Annotated in this window: 17 protein-coding genes and 1 pseudogene; 1 reads left to right on the top strand and 17 read right to left on the bottom strand. The window is 45.9% G+C overall.

Annotated features, from left to right (window positions below; all coding sequences use genetic code 11):
- The 9 genes and pseudogenes from AC1DVJ_RS19435 to AC1DVJ_RS19475 all read right to left on the bottom strand — a co-directional run.
- A partial coding sequence (locus AC1DVJ_RS19435; protein WP_477592885.1) for a PDC sensor domain-containing protein occupies positions 1-992 on the bottom strand: 992 nt, incomplete at its 3' end.
- 39 nt (positions 993-1,031) lie between these two features.
- On the bottom strand, positions 1,032-2,597 hold the full coding sequence (locus AC1DVJ_RS19440; protein ID WP_477592886.1) for an extracellular solute-binding protein: 1,566 nt from the start codon (positions 2,595-2,597) through the stop codon (positions 1,032-1,034).
- A 78-nt stretch (positions 2,598-2,675) separates the two neighbouring features.
- The gene (locus tag AC1DVJ_RS19445) at positions 2,676-3,557 is read right to left on the bottom strand and encodes a carbohydrate ABC transporter permease (RefSeq protein ID WP_477592887.1); all 882 of its coding nucleotides are present in this window, start codon (positions 3,555-3,557) and stop codon (positions 2,676-2,678) included.
- A gap of 25 nt (positions 3,558-3,582) precedes the next feature.
- Positions 3,583-4,440: an ABC transporter permease gene (locus tag AC1DVJ_RS19450; RefSeq protein WP_477592950.1), complete on the bottom strand. Its 858-nt coding sequence runs from the start codon at positions 4,438-4,440 to the stop codon at positions 3,583-3,585.
- A 307-nt stretch (positions 4,441-4,747) separates the two neighbouring features.
- Positions 4,748-4,960 (bottom strand): annotated as a pseudogene (locus AC1DVJ_RS19455) (sugar ABC transporter permease); the annotation flags it as partial.
- 401 nt (positions 4,961-5,361) lie between these two features.
- Positions 5,362-7,044, bottom strand: a complete 1,683-nt coding sequence (locus tag AC1DVJ_RS19460) for a hypothetical protein (protein ID WP_477592888.1) — start codon at positions 7,042-7,044, stop codon at positions 5,362-5,364.
- Between the two features lie 83 nt (positions 7,045-7,127).
- Entirely contained in the window at positions 7,128-8,756 is a 1,629-nt protein-coding gene (locus tag AC1DVJ_RS19465; protein WP_477592889.1) for an extracellular solute-binding protein, read from the bottom strand.
- Positions 8,757-8,882: 126 nt separating this feature from the next.
- Positions 8,883-9,758: a carbohydrate ABC transporter permease gene (locus tag AC1DVJ_RS19470; protein ID WP_477592890.1), complete on the bottom strand. Its 876-nt coding sequence runs from the start codon at positions 9,756-9,758 to the stop codon at positions 8,883-8,885.
- 16 nt (positions 9,759-9,774) lie between these two features.
- Positions 9,775-10,677: an ABC transporter permease gene (locus AC1DVJ_RS19475; RefSeq protein ID WP_477592891.1), complete on the bottom strand. Its 903-nt coding sequence runs from the start codon at positions 10,675-10,677 to the stop codon at positions 9,775-9,777.
- Positions 10,678-11,029: 352 nt separating this feature from the next.
- Here AC1DVJ_RS19475 and AC1DVJ_RS19480 point away from each other — a divergent pair, with 352 nt between their 5' ends.
- On the top strand, positions 11,030-11,935 hold the full coding sequence (locus tag AC1DVJ_RS19480; protein WP_477592892.1) for an AraC family transcriptional regulator: 906 nt from the start codon (positions 11,030-11,032) through the stop codon (positions 11,933-11,935).
- Here the strand turns inward: AC1DVJ_RS19480 and AC1DVJ_RS19485 are convergent.
- The 8 genes from AC1DVJ_RS19485 to uptA all read right to left on the bottom strand — a co-directional run bounded on the left by AC1DVJ_RS19485 (position 11,919) and on the right by uptA (position 19,138).
- Positions 11,919-13,001 (bottom strand): Gfo/Idh/MocA family protein, encoded by a 1,083-nt coding sequence (locus tag AC1DVJ_RS19485; protein ID WP_477592893.1) that lies wholly within the window; start codon positions 12,999-13,001, stop codon positions 11,919-11,921. The genes AC1DVJ_RS19480 and AC1DVJ_RS19485 overlap by 17 nt on opposite strands.
- A gap of 26 nt (positions 13,002-13,027) precedes the next feature.
- Positions 13,028-14,182, bottom strand: a complete 1,155-nt coding sequence (locus AC1DVJ_RS19490) for a Gfo/Idh/MocA family protein (RefSeq protein WP_477592894.1) — start codon at positions 14,180-14,182, stop codon at positions 13,028-13,030.
- A gap of 199 nt (positions 14,183-14,381) precedes the next feature.
- Positions 14,382-16,073 (bottom strand): helix-turn-helix transcriptional regulator, encoded by a 1,692-nt coding sequence (locus tag AC1DVJ_RS19495; RefSeq protein WP_477592895.1) that lies wholly within the window; start codon positions 16,071-16,073, stop codon positions 14,382-14,384.
- A 14-nt stretch (positions 16,074-16,087) separates the two neighbouring features.
- Positions 16,088-16,528: a hypothetical protein gene (locus tag AC1DVJ_RS19500; RefSeq protein ID WP_477592896.1), complete on the bottom strand. Its 441-nt coding sequence runs from the start codon at positions 16,526-16,528 to the stop codon at positions 16,088-16,090.
- A 225-nt stretch (positions 16,529-16,753) separates the two neighbouring features.
- The gene (locus AC1DVJ_RS19505; RefSeq protein ID WP_477592897.1) at positions 16,754-17,017 is read right to left on the bottom strand and encodes a hypothetical protein; all 264 of its coding nucleotides are present in this window, start codon (positions 17,015-17,017) and stop codon (positions 16,754-16,756) included.
- A gap of 237 nt (positions 17,018-17,254) precedes the next feature.
- Positions 17,255-17,878, bottom strand: a complete 624-nt coding sequence (locus AC1DVJ_RS19510; RefSeq protein ID WP_477592898.1) for an MBL fold metallo-hydrolase — start codon at positions 17,876-17,878, stop codon at positions 17,255-17,257.
- A 17-nt stretch (positions 17,879-17,895) separates the two neighbouring features.
- Positions 17,896-18,462 carry a thioredoxin family protein gene (locus tag AC1DVJ_RS19515; RefSeq protein WP_477592899.1) on the bottom strand — a complete coding sequence of 189 codons (567 nt, stop codon included), beginning with the start codon at positions 18,460-18,462 and terminating at the stop codon, positions 17,896-17,898.
- 76 nt (positions 18,463-18,538) lie between these two features.
- Complete coding sequence (gene uptA / locus AC1DVJ_RS19520; protein WP_477592900.1) at positions 18,539-19,138, bottom strand: undecaprenyl phosphate transporter UptA; 600 nt, start codon at positions 19,136-19,138, stop codon at positions 18,539-18,541.
- Between the last annotated feature and the right edge of the window lie 55 nt (positions 19,139-19,193).

A 19,193-nucleotide genomic window follows, 5' to 3' on the forward strand; every position in this document is an offset into this window, starting at 1 on the left:
GCACCAGCCCTCGAATCAACTAATYGGTACAATTTGCGAACTGGTGAGTACATCTTTTTCGAACCGTACCATGAAAGCAATGAAATTAACAACGTAATCATAAGCGCTGTTAAGAATGTGAACCAGCCAATTGCTTTCGCATCCTTCGTCATGTCGCTTATGGCATTATCCGATATATAAATCCAGCCATTATATGACGACTTTCGGAATGTGATACTATGTTTGTCGTCTTCAAGTCTGACTGTAAATGTGCCCTCAGATAGTGACGAGGATTCCGCCAAAAGCTTATCGTAATACACGCCTGATAACTTCGTGCCAAGCAACTCGGTCCGTGAATGAGCCAATATCGTAAAATCTCGATCCAAAATCATCATGTTGCCGATACGTTCCCCGTTTGTTATGAGCTGGTTCAACTCAAAGCTAGGAATTTGTATCTTCAGTAATCCGACAGCTTTTGGCATATTGATTGGCATATGCTTAACCAAACTGACATCATAGGCAGAATGATTGGATGATGACCTCATCTTGATCCATTCGGAGGCAGATGAGAGACTTCCATATTGTTCCAACCAGGTGTTATCAACCATATCTTTCAAATCATACAGCCCTCTATCTTCAAGCACCCACTGATTTTTCAGGTTTATCAATTGTACTTCTTGTGCATCCAATCCTGGCACCTGCAGATCTACAATACTTTGTTGCAGCATCTGAAACAAATCAAAGCGAAAGGTATCTTTCGCCTGATCAAGTGCGTCATAAGCAAGGTTAGAAATAATGAACGACGTCATCTTCTGGTCTGCCGATTGAAGCACATATTCTACTTTCAGTTGACTTTCCAGCAACAACTGCCTGTTGCTTTCCCCTACCTTTGATTGAATAGCGGACGAGGACTTCCAATAAGAGGAGATGCCCAAGACGATAACTGGAAGTGTTCCCAAGAGAAGGCTGTATAGCAGCAATCTCCTCAGATATGATGGTTTCTTTATCGGCATGGGCAAAATCTTCCTCTCACTGCATACTCCGGTCTAAAATCATTTTTTCATTTTAGCATATTCAGCGGTCATTTCCTCAATAATTTTGTCACCGCCTTCTTTGCGCCATTGTTCAATCGCCGCGTTCCAACCTGCTTCATCAAGTTGTCCCATTACAAATTTAGTACGGGCATCCTTATAGATTTTTTCCAAATTAGGACCTTTTGTCGAGAATGTATCCGAAATAATCGCTTCACCTGGGTTAGTTATTACCATTTTCTCATTCTCTTCTGTCGCTTTCGCAACTTTCACACTAAGCGGCGAATCTTTATCAGTTATCTCTGATGGTGCTTCTTTCGAATAGGTCAATTCATAAGCCCATACATCATTTTTCAGCTTATTCCAGGAATCAGTGTCAATCAGTTTCTTCACTTTACCATTATCTAACTCCCAATGCTTCCCTTTAATCCCGTAGTATTGCAAATCAGTTCCTTCTTGTGAAGACAGCTTATCGAATGCAGCCAAAATTTGCTTCAACTCAGCCTCGGTCTTAACACTGGTTTTCGGGAATAAGAAGACACCATTGAATCCTGGCTCAGAAGGCCACTTAGCGCCTTTCGTACCGTTAATTACGTTTTGAACATCAATTTGTGCGTTCGGGAACAATTTAAACAGGTCCGCGTGCTTATTCGTTGAATCGCCCATATTGCCCACATATACGCCAGCTTTGCCCTTGTTGATATTTTCAAAAATTTGTGTTGATTTCGCAACTGCAAAGTCTTGATTAATCAAATTTTCAGTATACAGTTTTTTATAGAACTTCAGAGCTTCTAAGTATTCCTTAGACATAAACTCTGGTGAAAGTTTGTTGTCTTTAACTTCCCATTTGTTTGGCACACCGAACCAAGAGGAAACGGCAGTGAAAGCCAAATCTTGATTCACGTAAAATGGAATGGTATCATTCTTGCCATTTTTGTCAGGATCTTTTTCTTTGAATGCTTGCAACATTTTGTAGAATTCATCGATTGTTGTTGGTGCTTTCATACCTACATTATCCAACCAGTCTTTGCGGAAAACGACCCCAGCTCGTGACAATGGTCGTGGACGATACAAACCATACGTTTTTCCGTCAATTGAACTATTTGCCACGGAAATTGGATTCATTTTGCTCAGGTTCGGATAGTCCTTCAACAATGGACCGATCTCCCAGAACGCGCCTGAGCGAGCAGAGTTAACAATAATTGGCGCTTTAATGTCTGTAGCTAACATAACTTTTGGCATGGTGTTGGAAGCAATGGTTGTATTGACTTTGTCATTATAGCTTGCTGAAGGTACCCAAGTTGTATTGTACTTAACATTCAGCAGCTTTTCGTAGGCAACTATGATTTCATTGTCCGCTTTTGGCGGTTCTGTACCATAGTAGATCGTCATAATACTGAGATCAAGCGGAGCCTTGTTTTCTGTAGCCTTTGCCGTTGACTGTGTCTGTTCCTTCGCAGCTGGCGTGCTGCTACCTGCCGGAGCTCCCGTGTTGCCACCGCAAGCAGCAAGCAAACTTGCGCTCATTGCCATAATACAAGTTGAAGCAAGCGTTGTTTTAAGTAGACCTTTTTTTCCCTGTTTCATTTGGCCATGTCCCCCTAAATTATGATTTCGTCTAAAAGTACGCACATTATATCAAAAATTAATTTGCATGAGGACAAATCAACCTTTAACCGAACCTAATAGTACACCTTTCGCAAAATGCTTTTGCAAAAACGGATACACGAGTAAAATTGGCACTGTAGCAACAACGATAACGGCCATTTTAATCGTTTGCACTGGCGGAAGTACAAAATTGGAGTCCATCGTCGTCTCATCTCCGATGCCACCCTGAGCCATAATAACAATTTGACGTAATAGCACCTGAATCGGCCACTTGGTGGAATCGTTCATATAGAGTAGTGCCGAGAAATAACTATTCCAATGACCAACTGCGTAAAAGAGTGAGAATGTAGCTATTGCTGGCATGGATAGCGGCAGTACGATTCGGAATAAAATGCCGATATCGCTGCACCCATCAATTTCGGCCGATTCCTCCAGTCCATCAGGCAATTGCTGAAAAAAATTTTTAAGAATGACAAGATTGAAAGCGCTAATAAGTCCTGGAATGATTAACGCCCAAATCGTATCCAACATATGAAACTCTTTGACAACTAGAAACATTGGAATCATCCCACCGCTGAACAACATCGTGAAAACGACCATCATCATAATTGCTTTTCTTCCAAATAACGTTGACCTTGCTAGCGGGTAAGCCATAAGACATGTAAAGAAAAGGTTCATGAAGGTTCCGAAAACCGTTAAATATACGGTAAATGAAAGACTTCGGAATAACGTTTCAGTAGAAAAAATATACTGATACGCATCGAGCGAGAAGGCAGTAGGAAATAAGACAAGTCCTTTTCGCGTTAACTCTTCGGAAGTCGTAAATGAAGCCGACACAATATAAATAAATGGAAGAATTGTCATGATCGAAAATAAAGTAAGCAACACTACGTTGATGCCGTCGAACAGACGCTCGCCCCAAATTCTGCTCTGTACCATGGTTATACCTCCTCATTCGAACATTTTAGTAAACCCCTTCTTCGCCGGCCTTTTTCGCCAAATAGTTCGATGTCACAACCAAAATAAGCCCAACGACTGACTTAAATAAACCAACTGCCGTTGAATAACTGAATTGTCCTTGACGAATACCCGTATCATACACATAGGTATCAAACACTTCACCGACATTACGATTTATTGCGTTAAGCATCAAAAAGATTTGTTCAAATCCGTTATCCATAAAGTGCCCCAGACGCAAAATGAGCAAAATAATAATCGTAGTGCGCAATGCAGGCAGTGTAATGTGCCACACTTGTCTCCAGCGATTAGCTCCATCAATGCGCGCAGCTTCATAGAGCTGGGGATCAACGCCAGACAGTGCAGCCAAGAAGATAATTGTTCCCCAACCTGTTTCCTTCCAAATGACCTGCGATGTAATCATGGTTCGGAACATGTTTTCACTTGAGAGGAAGTCAAGTTTTTCCCCACCCATTTGGACAATGAGATCGTTTACAACCCCACCTTCAGTCGTAAACATGATATAGCTTATCCCGATGACGACAACCCATGAGAAGAAATGCGGTATATAGATAAGCGTTTGCACAAAACGCTTGAACATTTCTAACCGCAACTCGTTCAGCATCAACGCGATAATAATTGGCAACGGGAAGAAAAACAGCATATTGTATAAAGCCAAAACGATTGTATTTCGAAATAGCAGCCAGAAAGATGATTCATTAAAAAACGTGATAAAATGTTCGAAGCCTACCCATTCGCTTTTATTGAAACCAAGAAATGGTTGATAGTTTTTAAACGCAATGAGTACACCCCACATAGGCAAATACTTCATTGTGATAAAAAATAGCACGCCCGGCAATAACATCAAGTATAACCAGCGATCTCGGTACAATGCTTGTTTAGAAGGCAAAAAACTGACTTTGTTTTTGCGCGTTTTTGGCGCATTTTGTCGCAAGGCAGTTTCACTTGTAGCCATCATTTTTCCCCACCCATCAACTATTATGTTATGCGTTTATCATATGAGATGGCTGAATAAATTTCTATAATCACTTCAGAAGCACGCTGTGATTCTAGCAAAAACCTTATTTAGATGCAGGATCAACAATGCAATAATCTCTATGGGTGATCTTATAATCATCTGAGGTTATAAAAAAGACGATCCCCCTTATGGGATTCCCCAGCAGCTCGCGATAATTCGCTATCCCCACGAAAGAGCCGTTAATCGGGCTGTCCATGAGCGAATAATAAAACCCCATCCCAAAAGGTATCAAGAAAAACACTGCAAATCCTGCCAGGCTCGGCAATAGAAATAGAAGTGCTGTAAGACCCTCGTTGTTGCGTATCCATCTCAGCACAAATGGGTTCCTCCTTCCCTCAGAGCACATTCTCTCATGTGAAAATTAGAAATGGATTAGAGCGTGTTCACGCAGATGGCCGATGCACCCAAAGCAAATAAGCCCAAGACTATGTCTTGGACTTATTTTGATCGCTAGCTAAATACACTCATCCCGCGCTGAATCGCGATATTTCCGCACCACGACAAAGTTACGGAACGTCGTTCCGCTATTTGCCGAAAGTTGCACTAATGCGCCAAGTTGCGGAACGTGGTTCCGCTATTCGAGCGATTTGTGCCCAAAATACTCTTATATCGCGTAAATAGCGTCCTCTCGTTCCGTTAGTGCGCCAAATCTCCTAAAAATCAGGAAATAGCGGAACCACGTTCCGTATCTATTTCCTGATCTAGACCCCCTGCGCATCCTCGTTCCCCTCCGACTACTTAACCCCATTAACGATCCCGCTCGAGCAGCTCCATCTCCACTCCTGCGGCCTTCACAACCCGAATGGTGAAGTGCATCCGATCGGCTTCACCTGGCACATACAGATAGATCAAATCCAAATACCCCTCACGCGCAACCACGGATGGCGCTGACGCATCTGCTTCTACAGCAAGCACAATGCCTGGTTGTTTCCACACAGTAGGCGTTAGTCCTGCCGCATCCAGCCCTGATCCCCTGAACTCGAAGACCAATTCAATCGGCTGCTCCGCCGTAAAATGGACATCGATCGAAAGTCCCTTCTGATCTGCCTTGGCATCATATCGAATCCCTCTCAAATGCTTATTCCAGTGACCGCCTACTTCTCGGCGAACGAGCCGCACCGAATACACTTCGCCGTCTTCCGCTTGCCAATGGATGGTTGCAGCGTGAAGCTGACCATTCGTGTTCTCACTCCCCGACAGGCCGCCCATCATGTAGGTCTCGTCGATCCAAGCTGTAGCCGTGCAAAGCGGTGTGTTCTCACCTGGCTTATTTCGCTCACATAACTCGCGGAATTGCTTCGTCACTTGTCTTGCTTCACGATGCTCAGCGAGCAACGGCTTCACGCTATTCGGCACTTGCCCACCGACATAAATCAGCAGCGGGTCAAGCTCCTCATCATCACCATTTTCAACCAGATGCTCATATCCCTCACCTAATGCGAGATAAATATGTGCGCCTAGCGAACTGTGATGCAGCATTTCCATTTCATAGGAACGTGCATACGGACCCGATAAGTTCTCCAACTTTGGATGATAAAATAACGCAATATTTTCCCAAAGCCCCTGTTGCACCTGGGCACCTACTTCGTTAATGGCAGCCGATTTACCAAAGCTTCTCCATAAACCAAGTGCCGTGAGATCGACTGCATAGTAGACCGTCGAATTAAACTCCGCAAAGGAATTAAATTCACTAAAATGCACGCGGAATTTAAGGATTTCCTTTTGCGCATGCTGAACCCAAGCTGATTTCCCAAACCGATGACCGAAAAAATCGACGATAAAAATATGCATCAACACAATATTCGTATTCATCGGAATCGCATCGGACAGGCGCCGAGCAATCGAGGCACCAACCGTTTTATCCATCGCCGCATCCATTCGGGCCACGAGCTCAGCAGGCAATTTCTCCTCGAACATCTCTAGAATGGCCCCGAACGAACATCCGATGAATTCGCGCCAATTGGGATCATAGCTTGCCCATACCCGAGGGAGAACGCGATCCACCGAATCCCGAAATTGCGCTTGTACACCGCTCTCTTGGCCCATCGCCTTCCCCAGCTCAACGCCAATACGTGTCAACGTCTCTTCTAAAAAGAAAGCGAAGCCCGGTGTATCCACCTGTTGCCATGGATAATTCCCCTGCGGTGGCATCCCATCGGTCGGCCTCCTCTTGAATGTCCCATGATAGATTTCCTCTGGCGCATCGTATTGTAAGCCAATAACACTTTCAATGAGGTCACAAGCCCGCTCCACATCTCCTGACTGATCCCGCAGCAGAAGTCCGAACGCATAATGCGCGCTAGCACGAGAGTCATGTTGGGACGCTAGATTGCGAAGCAATTTGGCCTCACCATCATAGCGAACGTCACACCCTTTTACATAATGACGTAATAAATAATCCTGTTTCTCGCTCAACTGCTTCTTTCCCATTCTTCTCCCACTCCTTTTTAATAGATAAATACGAGCCTGCATTAAGGCGCAGACCCGCATTTTGTATTTTTCATTATTATCGCTTATTTCTTACCTTCCGCATAGGCAGCTTTACGCTCGTCAGCCACCTGTTGTCCGCCTGCTTTGAGATATTGGGAAAGTGCCTCGTCATAAGTTTTATCGAAGTCAGCGGCTTTCGCCATGATCGATTTCGCAAGAAGCTCTCTGTACTTGTCGGCTAATGCAGCGCCGAATTTACCTTCGGATTCGATTGGACGTGTGAAGTGCGATTGGGCAAAACCGTCATGCAATGCAATATTCGTTGATTTAACAATGAGATCCTTGGCTGCTGGATTTGCAGTTAACGCGTTAGCTTCAATGCTTTTGCTAATATCGCCGAAGTCATTCCCGTTTACCACGATCGCCATATCTACATTGTTGTAGAATGTGGCTTTGGCTTCATCGGTTGTAATTTTTTGCGGGAAGCCGTCTTTCATGTTGAAGTGCTGCCCTTCAATCCCATTCACTAATGGGAAGAGAACATCTTGCTTGCTCATCCAATCCAAGTATTTGATCGCTTCTGTTGCATGTTTGCTGTTCTTAGGCACCATCACGAATAGACCTGTTGGGTCATACAGCGGTTTGATATATTTGCCTTCTGAGTTTTTGTACGGCTCGATTGGCAGAAGTGATGCGCTAGGATTCGTTTTTTGCAGCGTGTTCAGAATGTTCGGTGTTGTTACTTGGAACGGTTCGTTAATATCCAATGTGGAGAAGCCGACCAATCCGTTCGCGATATCCGCTTGCAATTTCTTCTTATCTTTATCTAATCCAAAATCCGGACTTACAAGACCTGCGTTGTACAGCTCGTTGAGTTTCTTAACGCCATCTTTGAAGCCAGCCATCAAGATTGGCACATCGTGTCCTTCGAGCTTTTGACTTTGTGTGCTGAATTGCTCATCTGTTGCTGGTTTGAGGAAGGCGTACAAGAACTGCTCATACGTACTGGAAGGACCGTTGGAGCCGATGGAAAGACCCATTGGAATCACTTTACCACCTGTGCCGCCTGGATCCTTCTCTTTAAACGCTTTCAAAACCGTGACCAACTCATCAATGGATTTCGGCTCAGGCAAGCCAACCTTATCTAACCAATCTTTGCGAATAATAGAGGAGTGAATGCCGCGAATGACGCGTTTAGCTGGGATCGCATACTGCTTGCCACCGTCGAATTGACCATATTTCAACAAGTCTGCACCCAAATATTTGCTCAAATTAGGACCATCAGATTTCAAAGCTGCGCTCAGATCCGTTAATCCGCCTGATTTCACATAGTTGAACACAACACCAGCATCGTATGTGAAAACGATATCTGGCGCATCGCCAGTCGACATCAATACATTAAGCTTCGTAATTTCTTCCGAACGTTGAACCGGCGTTAATTGGACATCAATGTTGTTCGGTGTCCCGAATTTATCTTGAATCCATTTCGCGAAGAAATTCGTAGATACAGTCACACCTGATGGGGAGTTACCACGATCGAATACTTCCACTTTCAACGTTACTTTCTCTTTCGGCTTCGCCGCTTCCGTTGCAGCAGCTGTTGTAGATGGTTTGGACGTATCTGTTGCCGTGTTCGTTGAAGAAGAACAACCTGCTAATAGTGCACTTGCACTTAAGAGTGAAACAAGTGTAACAGCTAGTGCTTTTTTCATGTGGACAACTCCCTTAGGTTCTTTTTTTATTATACCTTTTATTTAAAACTTCTTGGAGAGAGTCGAACGAATTCGCCTCTCATCTGAAGAAGAAGTTTACGGTGTTAACCATTTACGTGGTGTACCTTACCCTTTGACGGCACCAAGCATTATACCCGAGACGAAATACCGCTGCAGCCACGGGTAGGCTAGTAGAATAGGAATCGTTGCATAGATGACACTCGCTGCTTTGATGCTTTCCGGTTGAACGACCACCGAGGAGTTCCCTTCAAGCTGTGCGAGATCACCGGTCATGGAGCTAGCGACGATGATTTGGAACAGCTTCATTTGGATCGGGAACAAGTTAATATTGTTAATGTAGTAAAGCGCATCCGTAAATGAATTCCAGCGATACACTGCGTAGAATAGGCTCAGCGTGGCCAGTACGGGAAGCGAAAGCGGCAAGATGACGCGCCACAGGATTTGAAAATGGGAAGCGCCGTCCATATGGGCTGATTCTTCCAAGCTTTCCGGAATGTTCATGAAGAAGGAACGCATGATAATCAGATAGAACGGGCTCACCATCGTCGGCAGCACCATCACCCAGAAGCTGTCTAAGAGGCCTAGCGACTTTATGAGCATATATTCAGGAATCAGTCCGCCGCTAAAGAACATCGTGAAGACGATAACGAACATGAAGAATGATCGGCCTTTCAGCTTCGATTTGCTAAGCGGATACGCCGCAAAAATCGTAAGTGTCATGGCGAACACGGTAAATACCGCTGTTAGGAAAAAGGTAAAGCCAATCGATCGTATAATCGAGGAATCCATAATGACCTTTTTATAAGCCGTCCAGTCCAGTTCTATGGGGTAAAAGCTCACTCGCTGCTGGAGTATCGGACCGCTGCCGCTTAACGAAATCGCTATAATATGCACAAAAGGAATGACACAAGCAAGGATAACGATGATCATAAAGATCGTGTTGAAAAACTCGAAGGGCTTCCAGATTCTTGTCTGTACCATGATTCGCTCACCTACCTTACAATATGGATTCATCTGTCGTTTTCTTAGCGATAAAGTTAGCGGATAGTATGAAGAGCATCCCGATCACGGCTTGGAACAAGCCAATCGCTGTTGCGATCGTGAACCTGCCTGATTTCAAACCAATCGAATACACGAAGGTACTGATCACTTGGGAGAAGTCCTTCACCGTATCATTACCGATGACATAAGGCCGCTCGAAGCCAATGCTCATCATATTTCCGATTTGGATAATGAGCAGCACAATGATCGTGGAACGTAAGCCTGGGAGTGTGATACTCCACATTTTGCGAAATCTGCCCGCTCCATCCACTTCCGCTGCTTCATACAATTCTTTATTAATACCGGCCAGTGCCGCCATGTAGATGATCGTGCCCCAGCCTGCGCTTTGCCAAACGCCGATGGCCAGATACGTAAACAGCCAGTGGTATTTCTCCGTTAAGAAGGGAACCGCGTCAAAGCCCATCGACGTAATCATATTGTTGATGATCCCCGACTTCGTTGAGAACAATTGCAGCGAGATCCCGCCGATAATGACCCAGGAAATAAAATGAGGCAGATAGATGATCGTTTGAACACCCTTCTTCAGCCACGCCCGACTAACTTCATTCATAAAGATTGCGAGGATGATCGGAATCGGAAAAGAAAATAGAATGTCGAGCAAGTTCAGCACGATCGTATTGCGAAAAGCTTTGTAGAAGTCATCCATGTGGAACACTTCTTTAAAAGCATCCAAGCCGATCCAAGGACTTTCGGAAACACCGCGAAATACATTGAAATCTTTGAATGCTATTTGGATCCCCCATAAGGGTCCATATTTGAAAATAATGAAATACGTCAGTGGCAGCGCTAATAGTAGGTATAGCTGCCAATCTCTCTTTAAGGTTCTCACCCTGCTCACTCCTTCTTCATCAGCTTGTGCCCTAACTATAGCCGACCGAATCGAAGAACTTCAATCTTCAAGAATCGCTGTATGCAACCAGATTCACAGGAGATTAAGGAAGGCTGAAAGCCACGTCTGGCAAGGATTTCTACGATGCGATATGCATGATTCGTAGAGGCAACCGTTTTCTCTGCAGACGCAAAACCGCTATCGCGGAGGGAAACAAAATTCCCAAACGCGATAGCGGTTGTTAGTTGATTCTTGTTATACGCAAAGCTCTGAATAGTCTTGCCGATTCAGACCTCATTCTTGTATACTTTGGCTGTAAGGAACGCCTATTACCCTACACAATGGAAAGGAAGTGTCCCTGATGTCCTATGTTCAAAATATCGGTCTGAACGAGACCCCGCTCTATTTTGCCTATCAGCGGAAAACCATTGGATCGGACAAGTTTCAGGGGACGTTCCACGCCCATCAAGGCATCGAAATCCTAGTCGTTCACGAGGGTCACGGGACACTAATTGTTGATCAGAAGAGTTATGAAATCACCTCTGGTATGCTGTGCGTTTTTCAGCCCTATCAGCTGCACCATATTCAGATGGACGCCGAGACGCCATTCGTGCGCACGGTCRTTCAATTCGAACCCTCCGTATATGAAGCCTATTTTGAGCATTGGCCGCGATTGTTGGCTTTTTTCAAGCATATCCATACCAGTGCGTTGCATGCGCCTTGTCTACATGGGCTACGCGAGGCCGAGCAGTTTCATTCCCTATTCCAAAGCTTAGAAACGAAGCTGCCCTCCTTAAATAAAAAAGACGAGCTAGAGGAGTATTCCCTCTTTCTCGTCGCTTTTTACCGTAGCTTCATGCCGCTGTGGGAGCAGCGCGAAGGTCAGATTCGCTCTCGCTCTGGCCCTACGCGCAAAACCCATCAAGCCGAGCGTATTCTCAGCTGGTTGGAGGAGCATTATACAGAACCGCTGCGCTTAGAAACGATGTCCGCTGAGCTCCACCTTTCCCCCTACCACTTGTCTCATCTGTTTACCGAGTGCACAGGCACTAGCATTTCCGACTATGTGACCGCTCGGCGGTTGCAGCAGGCCGTGAAGCTGCTTACGTCAACAGATCAAGCGGTCGCTCGCATTGGCGAGGCGATTGGTGTGACGAATTGCTCTTACTTTTGCAAAATGTTCAAAAGCCACATCGGCATTACGCCACACCAATATCGCAAGCAACTGCAGAAGCAGCATGACGCTTCCCTTACTCAGCTGTCGTAATCATGATCGCATCGCGCTGCGCAATGAGGCACAGCTCCGCTGCTTTGAACGTATGCTCCTGTGTCATTGCCACTTCTGTGTGATTCAAGCAATCCAAGATCAGTTGCCCGAAGTAAGGGTAACCGACTTGGCCGCTAACAGCGAAATGCTGCTCGCCATCCTTGTTCACAAGGTACACATGATTACTCGTCTGCTCTCTGGCGATATCGACATATTTGCGCAGCTCGATGTACCCTTCGCTCCCCAGAATCGTCATGCGGCCATCGCCCCATGTACTTAATCCGTCCGGCGTCATCCAGTCCACTCGGAAATAGCCGGTTGCTCCATTGTCCCCGATCAAAGTCGCATCTCCAAAATCCTCAAAATTCGGATACTGCGGGTAATTGTAGTTCGCTACTTTACTGTGCACAACCTTCGCATCTTTTGCCCCAGTAAAATACAGGAACTGCTCAATCTGGTGACTCCCAATATCGCACAAAATCCCGCCAAATTTCTCCTTCTCAAAAAACCAATCTGGTCTGCTCGATAAACTAATGCGATGTGGCCCTAGTCCAATGACTTGATGCACACGACCGATCGCGCCTTGTTCAATTAATTGCCCCGCGTAGATTGCGCTTTCGACATGTAGACGCTCGCTGTAATAGACCGCATATTTCTGACCTGTCTCCGCTACCTTCGCACGCGCAGCTTCAAGTTGCTCCAGTGTCGTGAATGGTGCTTTATCTGTGAAATAATCCTTACCGCTGTCCATGACGCGCAGCCCCAGAGGTCCACGATCACTAGGAATCGCTGCTGCTGCAACCAGCTTCACTTCGGCATCCTCCAGAATCTCCTCCAGCGAGCTTGCCGCACGAACACTTGGGTACGTGCTTAGGAACTTATCTACTTTTGCCGGATCCGGATCATAAACCCATTTCAATTCTCCGCCTGCTTCCCGCAGACCATTGCACATCCCATAAATATGCCCATGATCCAGCGCCGCCGCCGCAAAAACAAACTCCCCAGGCTGACATACCGTGTTAAAACTCCCTTGTGGTGCGTAATTCATGCCGTCGCTTTTTTGCATCTTCGTCAAGTCTCCTGTCGCTGATTTTATTTGAACGTGCTTCCCGTTGTAATGGTTTGTGGAGCGAAATTTTCGATCGACGTATTCTTCTCGTAGAAGTGCGTCGCATTCGCCTGCACACCGCTTCTCGTATAGAAGGCATCCTCCGCGCCTAGCGGGAATTTCACAAGCTCACCCGTGCTCGCTGATTTGTAAATACCCGTGATAAGCTCCAATGTTTGACGCCCACTAATCCCATCGATGAGAACAGGTGCGCCAGTTTCAATGGCCGTTAATACATTGTCGATCTGACCGACATGCCCTTCATAGATCACTTCTGGCAGCGTATCATAAAAAGCTTGCAGTTCCTTCTCCAGCTCCGTGTTCGGCTCGGGAAAACCATTCGACGTCGAGTTCGACGCCTTCACCTTCCATGGCGCAGATACACGTGCTTTCGCACCTTGGAAAATCAACTGCTGCTCCTCGCCATGATGCACGACCGAGCTCGTGATTTGCCCTAAAGATCCGTTCGCGAAGCGCAGCATCCCGATCGAGAGGTCTTCGACCTCTGCGTTATCATGCGACACATTGCTCATGAACGCTTGCACTTCCGTCGGGCTGCCCATCATCCAGAGCAGCGCGTCGATATGATGCACCGCATGGTTCAGCGTTGGCCCGCCGCCTTCCTTTTCCCACGTGCCGCGCCACCACAGGTCATAGTAGCAGTGGCCGCGCCACCAGAAGGAATCGACTTGGACGTGGACGACTTTGCCCATGAGGCCGCTTTCCAGCACCGATTTAATTTTCATCATCGGCGTCTTGAAGCGATTCTGCGCGACCACTGAGAGGAGCTTGCCTGTCCGCTGCGCAGCCGCATTCATCAGATCGCATTCCTCGAGCGAGGAAGCCATCGGCTTCTCCACCATCACATGCGAACCAGCTTCTAGGAACTCAACCGTCAATGAAGCATGCGTGTATGGTGGCGTACAGATGGACACGAGGTCAATGTCCTCCTGCAGCAATGCTTTGTAATCCTTCACAGCCCTCGCACCTTTTAGCTCGAACTGATCAATGCGCTCCTGCGCCTTATCCTCATAAATATCACTAATCGCAACAATCGTACATCGCTCCGGAAATTGTAAATACGCTTCAATATGCGCCTTTGAGATCGCGCCTGCACCAATAATTGCTACCTTCAGCATCCACTTCATCTCCCTGCTTTTTGTTGTTCCAAGCATACCAAGAATACGATTTCAAAAGTGACACTATCTTGTGAAAATATACCGTTACTTTGCGGTTTGGATGAACAATGAATCGATGAGGAGAAGGTATGAGCACTATCCCCTTCCGCTCAACCACTAAACGCAAAAAAGCCCTTGCACCCCGCAAGGACTCTCACTTTTATTTCTGCACCCATTTCCGATAATCACCAGGTGATATGCCTACGATCCGCTTAAACGTACGGCCAAATGAATTATGGTGCATATAACCAACCTTCAGCGATATCTCGATCAAGGACTCGTCCGTCTGCTCCAGCAGCAGCTTGGCGGCATTCATCCGCACATCGACCAAGAAGTCGACGAATTTCTCATTCGCTTCCTCAATGAACAATTTGCTGAGGTTCTTGGGATTCATATTAAACCTATCACTCAAATGGTTGAGCGACAGCTCGGGATTGCTGTACTGCTCTTGAATGTAGCTCTTGATCTCGATGATCAAGTTCGCATGCTCATGTGAGTTCCGAATCTCTTTCACCATTTCGAAAAACTCGGCGAAAAGCGGACCCACCTCCATTTTCAAACTTTCGACTGTCTCGGAGGCCTTCATCATCTCATTCAAATGCGGAAGGAAACGCGACTCCCATGGCTGCCGCAAGGCATCGCCCTCACCCGCCACCTCCTGATTCATGAGATACATGAGATACTCCATCAGGTTATGAATATCGGCTGCCTTCAAACGATCCTCCTGAATACACCCCATCATGTCCTCGAATGTAGACTTCCATTTCTCATTGCCCAGACTAAATTCCTGCACCATAGTGCGGATTTTCACCAAATAGCCGTAGAAATCGTTCGTCGGATTATCCGCTGCCTGATTCGCAGGAATGATACGATTCTCGCCCAGCGCCATCTTCAATTTAAGTCCTTCTAACGCGACAACGCTGGAGCTATGAACATCCATTAAATTATCGACCACATCACCCAATCCAACAGTAACGGTGAACTTCATTTTCTCTGCCACCCATACCCGATACCGTTCCATGACATCGCGCACTAGCTCTGGAAATTCACTAGCCTCCGACTCCGCTAAAAAGAGGACGTTAAACTGATTCGGTCCCATCCATTCGGACCAGCTCGTGACTTGTGTGCTTTTGGACATTTCATCCATCACGTTCATTAAAGCAAATTTCAGCAACTTCTGATCCCGCACTGAATATCGACTGCAGAATTCCGTGTACCGATCCAACTCCACGACCACGACCATGAACTGACTATACGGGCCTTGCAGACGCAGCTGCTTCAGCATACGATCCCAATCCTCTGGCGTGACGATGCTTTCTCCTTCAATTAACTGCTCGAAGAACTGTTTTCGCTGCAAAATCAGATTCTGATGACTATGCGATTCATACTCGCTTGCTTGTTCGATTAATTGATCGAGCGCAGATTCAATTAACGAAAAATCGCCTGCACCGCCGCTGACCTGCTGATTCTTCTGAAAAGCCTCCACCCGATCCCATATTCGCTCAATTGGCATATAGTTTCGTTTCGTAATGATGTACAGCAGGAGGATGCCGCCAAAAATCGCCAGTCCACCTAACCCCGCCCACACATACGAAATAATCGAAATCCAACTGAATAATTGATATTTGATAATGCCCGTTTGCACATCCCAGCCCAAATAATTCGAATGAATCGTCGTCGTATAACGAGGAGTCGCATTCGGATGTTTGACCTCTGTTGTCGAGTAAATCACGTCATCTCCTGCTCGAATCTGCATATTCGTTACATCGGGATTGACCATTTCCGACGCAAGCTTCTCCAGCATGGTGAAGTTGACATTAATAACGACTAATCCCTCTTGGCCAAGTGGCAATCAAGCCGGCTTCGTCATTGTTTCATTTGTTCCACGACGAAGTTCCTGTCATAAAAAGAATCTAACGAGGACTTCATACTTTGCGTAACAATAAGCTGATCGCTCTTGCGATATAAGTACGTCGAGGCAACCGTCGGATGACTTCCCATGAACTGAAATAAGTTATTCGATACATCGAAATTGACCAACTGCGGATCGGCTAAGGAATTGTTATAGAAAAAATCCCTCATATGATTGTTGCTGACAATTTCCATTGTCATATCATTTTCAATGGATTTGAGCGAACGCTCCATCTGATCCACAAAATACTTCGTCGAAATATAATCCGACTGCTCCGAGTCTTTTTTCAAAATTTGACTAATCAGAAGGAAAGACATCAGCAACAACACTAGCACCGTGACGAAGAAAATAGGCAAGTAGGAGAAGAATAACTTCTTTTTCCAGAGATTCTTCATGTTATTCATCGTATCACGTTCCCTATTATGTAGAATCTGGACCCGCCTCCATCATAGCTGAAAAGCGTTTCAAAGGGCAATCCACATAATTCGCTTCTCTCTACAATTTTCCACGCTAAAAAACAGCGACTCCGCTGGGAGAGCCTCGAAACAAAAAAGGCAACCCCACGAAGACCCGAAGTCCCGTAGGATTACCTTCCCTCTTTTACCCGTGCAATCCGTCAATTAATATTTACAAATGCTGCTCGTAATGATGACTAGCAAAATGAAAAGCACGAGAATACTAGCGGCCGAATTGTTCGGAGGACAAGCGACTGCTTGCGTGTGAACTGGTTTCGGGAATACATATTCAGTTTGTTGGTAGGACGCGTGCAGGTGGATAGGTTGCTGCATTATAGGGGCTGGAGCTGGAAGTGGAGTCGGCATTGGCATTGGCATTGGCATTGGCATTGGTTGCATTGGGTAATTCGGAACTTTTATATGTTCCATGAGTGAGCACCTCCTTCGTATTTTCCCTAAGGGACTTTCACGTTCATAACCGGGCTAAACAGGATTGTAATTGTTGAAGTTGGGTGAATAGCTTACAACATCAGTCTATGGGGAACCACCTACGTTGCACACGGTAAACACCCAGATTATAAATAAAATGGTTGGGTGTCATGGGCGAACAAGCATATGCGCGGTACAAAAAGGACCGCCCCCACATTGGGGGCAGTCCTAATCACTTTACACGTATGGGTTATTCTCACGTTCGAAGCCGATCGTTGTTTTCGCGCCGTGCCCGGAATAGACGTTGACATCGTCATCCAGCAAAAACAGTTTATCCTGAATGGAATCCAGCAGGGTATTGTTATCTCCACCGAGCAGGTCGGTACGACCGACCGATAGTTTAAACAATACATCACCGCTGAACAGGTGTTTGTCATACAAAAAGCTCACACTGCCTGGCGAGTGGCCAGGGGTATGGAACACCTTGAGCTGGATGCCCAGGAACTCAAGCGTTTGTCCTTCATCCAGCGCGAATTCCGCTGGATCCGTAACAATCGGAGCGCCAAGATCCGGCCAGCGTGCAGAGCCGTTTTTCTTCGGATTCGTCAGCCAATCGGCTTCCAGATCGTGAATATACACGGGACAGCCTTTAAGCTTACGAATCTCGTCAACGCCACCGATATGATCGAAATGTGCGTGAGTCAGCAGAATCGCAACAATATCCATATCGGTGATCTTTTTGATCAGCGACTTCGGATTCATACCGGGATCGATAATAATGCCTTGATTCGTCTCTGGATTCGAAAGCAGATACGCGTTCGTCTGAACCGGACCCAAGACGAAGATTTGAATGTTAATCATCGTGATGCCACCCTCACTTAGAACGACTCGATTAATGAACGAAGTTCCTTCACAATAACAGCATGATATCCGTTACCTTCGCCATATTGACGGCCCATTTCGGCTCTGGCTACTTGAATTTTTTCGTTATAATCAGCCGCATCGCGATCTGGATTTTCTTTCTTGAACTGCGTCATTACCGCTTGTACATTTTTCGGACGAGGTCCCCAGTGTCCAAGCACGAAACCGCCTGTATCTGTGAAGATAACGATCGGAATCGCACGGCCGCCGCCAGTTAGGAACTGGTCGATCACATCATAATTTTGCTCGATAATCAGAACTTCTGTCGGCACGCCGCTGTCTTCCAAAGCCTTGAAAACAACAGGTACGTTGCGAACAACGTCTCCACACCACTCAGCAGCAACAATCACGCAACGAAGATCGTCGCGATTATTGAGGGAATCAAAATATTCCTTATCCTCTTCATTATCCCAAGCGAAACCATCGTAATACGCTAGGAATTGCTCTTTATTTTTCTCCATGCCATCGATAAATTGTTTCGGTTTCAAACCTGTGCGCAGCTTACTAGCAAGATTCGTACTCATTGATTTCATCCTCCCAAGATCATCCATATTCTCATTCATTGTAACAAAAGCGAGCGAAACCGCCAAATCTACCTTGCTAGACTTTCGTTTTTCTTTTGAGATAAAATTGATAGCCCGCATACAAAATCGTCAGCACGATCGCAGCGATAATCAACGGTTTGATATAAGGTCCTGCGTACTCGCCAATCGTCTCCCAGTTGTCCTTCAATTTCATGCCCAAATAAATATACAGAAACGAGTAAGGAACTAAAGCTAACGCCGTGTACAAGGAGAATTTGCCCAAAGGCATTTTCGCCATTCCACCTGGCAATGAGATCGCATGACGGACAATCGGAATAAATCTCGCTGTAAAAATCATCCCCGTGCCATACCGGTTAAACCAGGCTTCCGCTACATCAATATGATGCTTACTGATCAGCAGATATTTCCCATACTTCTCCAGAAACGGCCTGCCACCGTAGCGTCCAATCCAATATAACACTATTTGAGCCAAAGTCCCCCCAACGACCGCGCAAAGCATGGCCCCAACGAAGTTAATTTGACCCTTGGATACGAGATATCCTGCATAAGCTAAAAGCAATTCGTTCGGAATGACCTCTAACATGAGTCCAAGGAAAATCCCCCAATACCCTAAGCCTTCCAAATACACTAAAACACTATGAATCAACTCACTCATTCTTAACCCTCTCTTCGCTTCGCTTTCCAGATCATACGTTATTCTATTCCTATTC

The sequence above is a fragment of the Paenibacillus sp. P4_A9 genome (assembly GCF_056402415.1).

Bases quoted from the DNA above. Each gene is read 5' to 3' on its own strand.
- AC1DVJ_RS19445 (WP_477592887.1), bottom strand. From the start codon at position 3,557: ATGGTACAGAGCAGAATTTGGGGCGAGCGTCTGTTCGACGGCATCAAC.
- AC1DVJ_RS19460 (WP_477592888.1), bottom strand. From the start codon at position 7,044: ATGGGAAAGAAGCAGTTGAGCGAGAAACAGGATTATTTATTACGTCAT.
- AC1DVJ_RS19465 (WP_477592889.1), bottom strand. From the start codon at position 8,756: ATGAAAAAAGCACTAGCTGTTACACTTGTTTCACTCTTAAGTGCAAGT.
- AC1DVJ_RS19485 (WP_477592893.1), bottom strand. From the start codon at position 13,001: ATGCAAAAAAGCGACGGCATGAATTACGCACCACAAGGGAGTTTTAAC.
- AC1DVJ_RS19505 (WP_477592897.1), bottom strand. From the start codon at position 17,017: ATGGAACATATAAAAGTTCCGAATTACCCAATGCAACCAATGCCAATG.
- AC1DVJ_RS19490 (WP_477592894.1), bottom strand. From the start codon at position 14,182: ATGCTGAAGGTAGCAATTATTGGTGCAGGCGCGATCTCAAAGGCGCAT.
- AC1DVJ_RS19510 (WP_477592898.1), bottom strand. From the start codon at position 17,878: ATGATTAACATTCAAATCTTCGTCTTGGGTCCGGTTCAGACGAACGCG.
- uptA (WP_477592900.1), bottom strand. From the start codon at position 19,138: ATGAGTGAGTTGATTCATAGTGTTTTAGTGTATTTGGAAGGCTTAGGG.
- AC1DVJ_RS19500 (WP_477592896.1), bottom strand. From the start codon at position 16,528: ATGAAGAATCTCTGGAAAAAGAAGTTATTCTTCTCCTACTTGCCTATT.
- AC1DVJ_RS19515 (WP_477592899.1), bottom strand. From the start codon at position 18,462: ATGAGTACGAATCTTGCTAGTAAGCTGCGCACAGGTTTGAAACCGAAA.
- AC1DVJ_RS19470 (WP_477592890.1), bottom strand. From the start codon at position 9,758: ATGGTACAGACAAGAATCTGGAAGCCCTTCGAGTTTTTCAACACGATC.
- AC1DVJ_RS19450 (WP_477592950.1), bottom strand. From the start codon at position 4,440: ATGTTATTGCCGGGCGTGCTATTTTTTATCACAATGAAGTATTTGCCT.
- AC1DVJ_RS19440 (WP_477592886.1), bottom strand. From the start codon at position 2,597: ATGAAACAGGGAAAAAAAGGTCTACTTAAAACAACGCTTGCTTCAACT.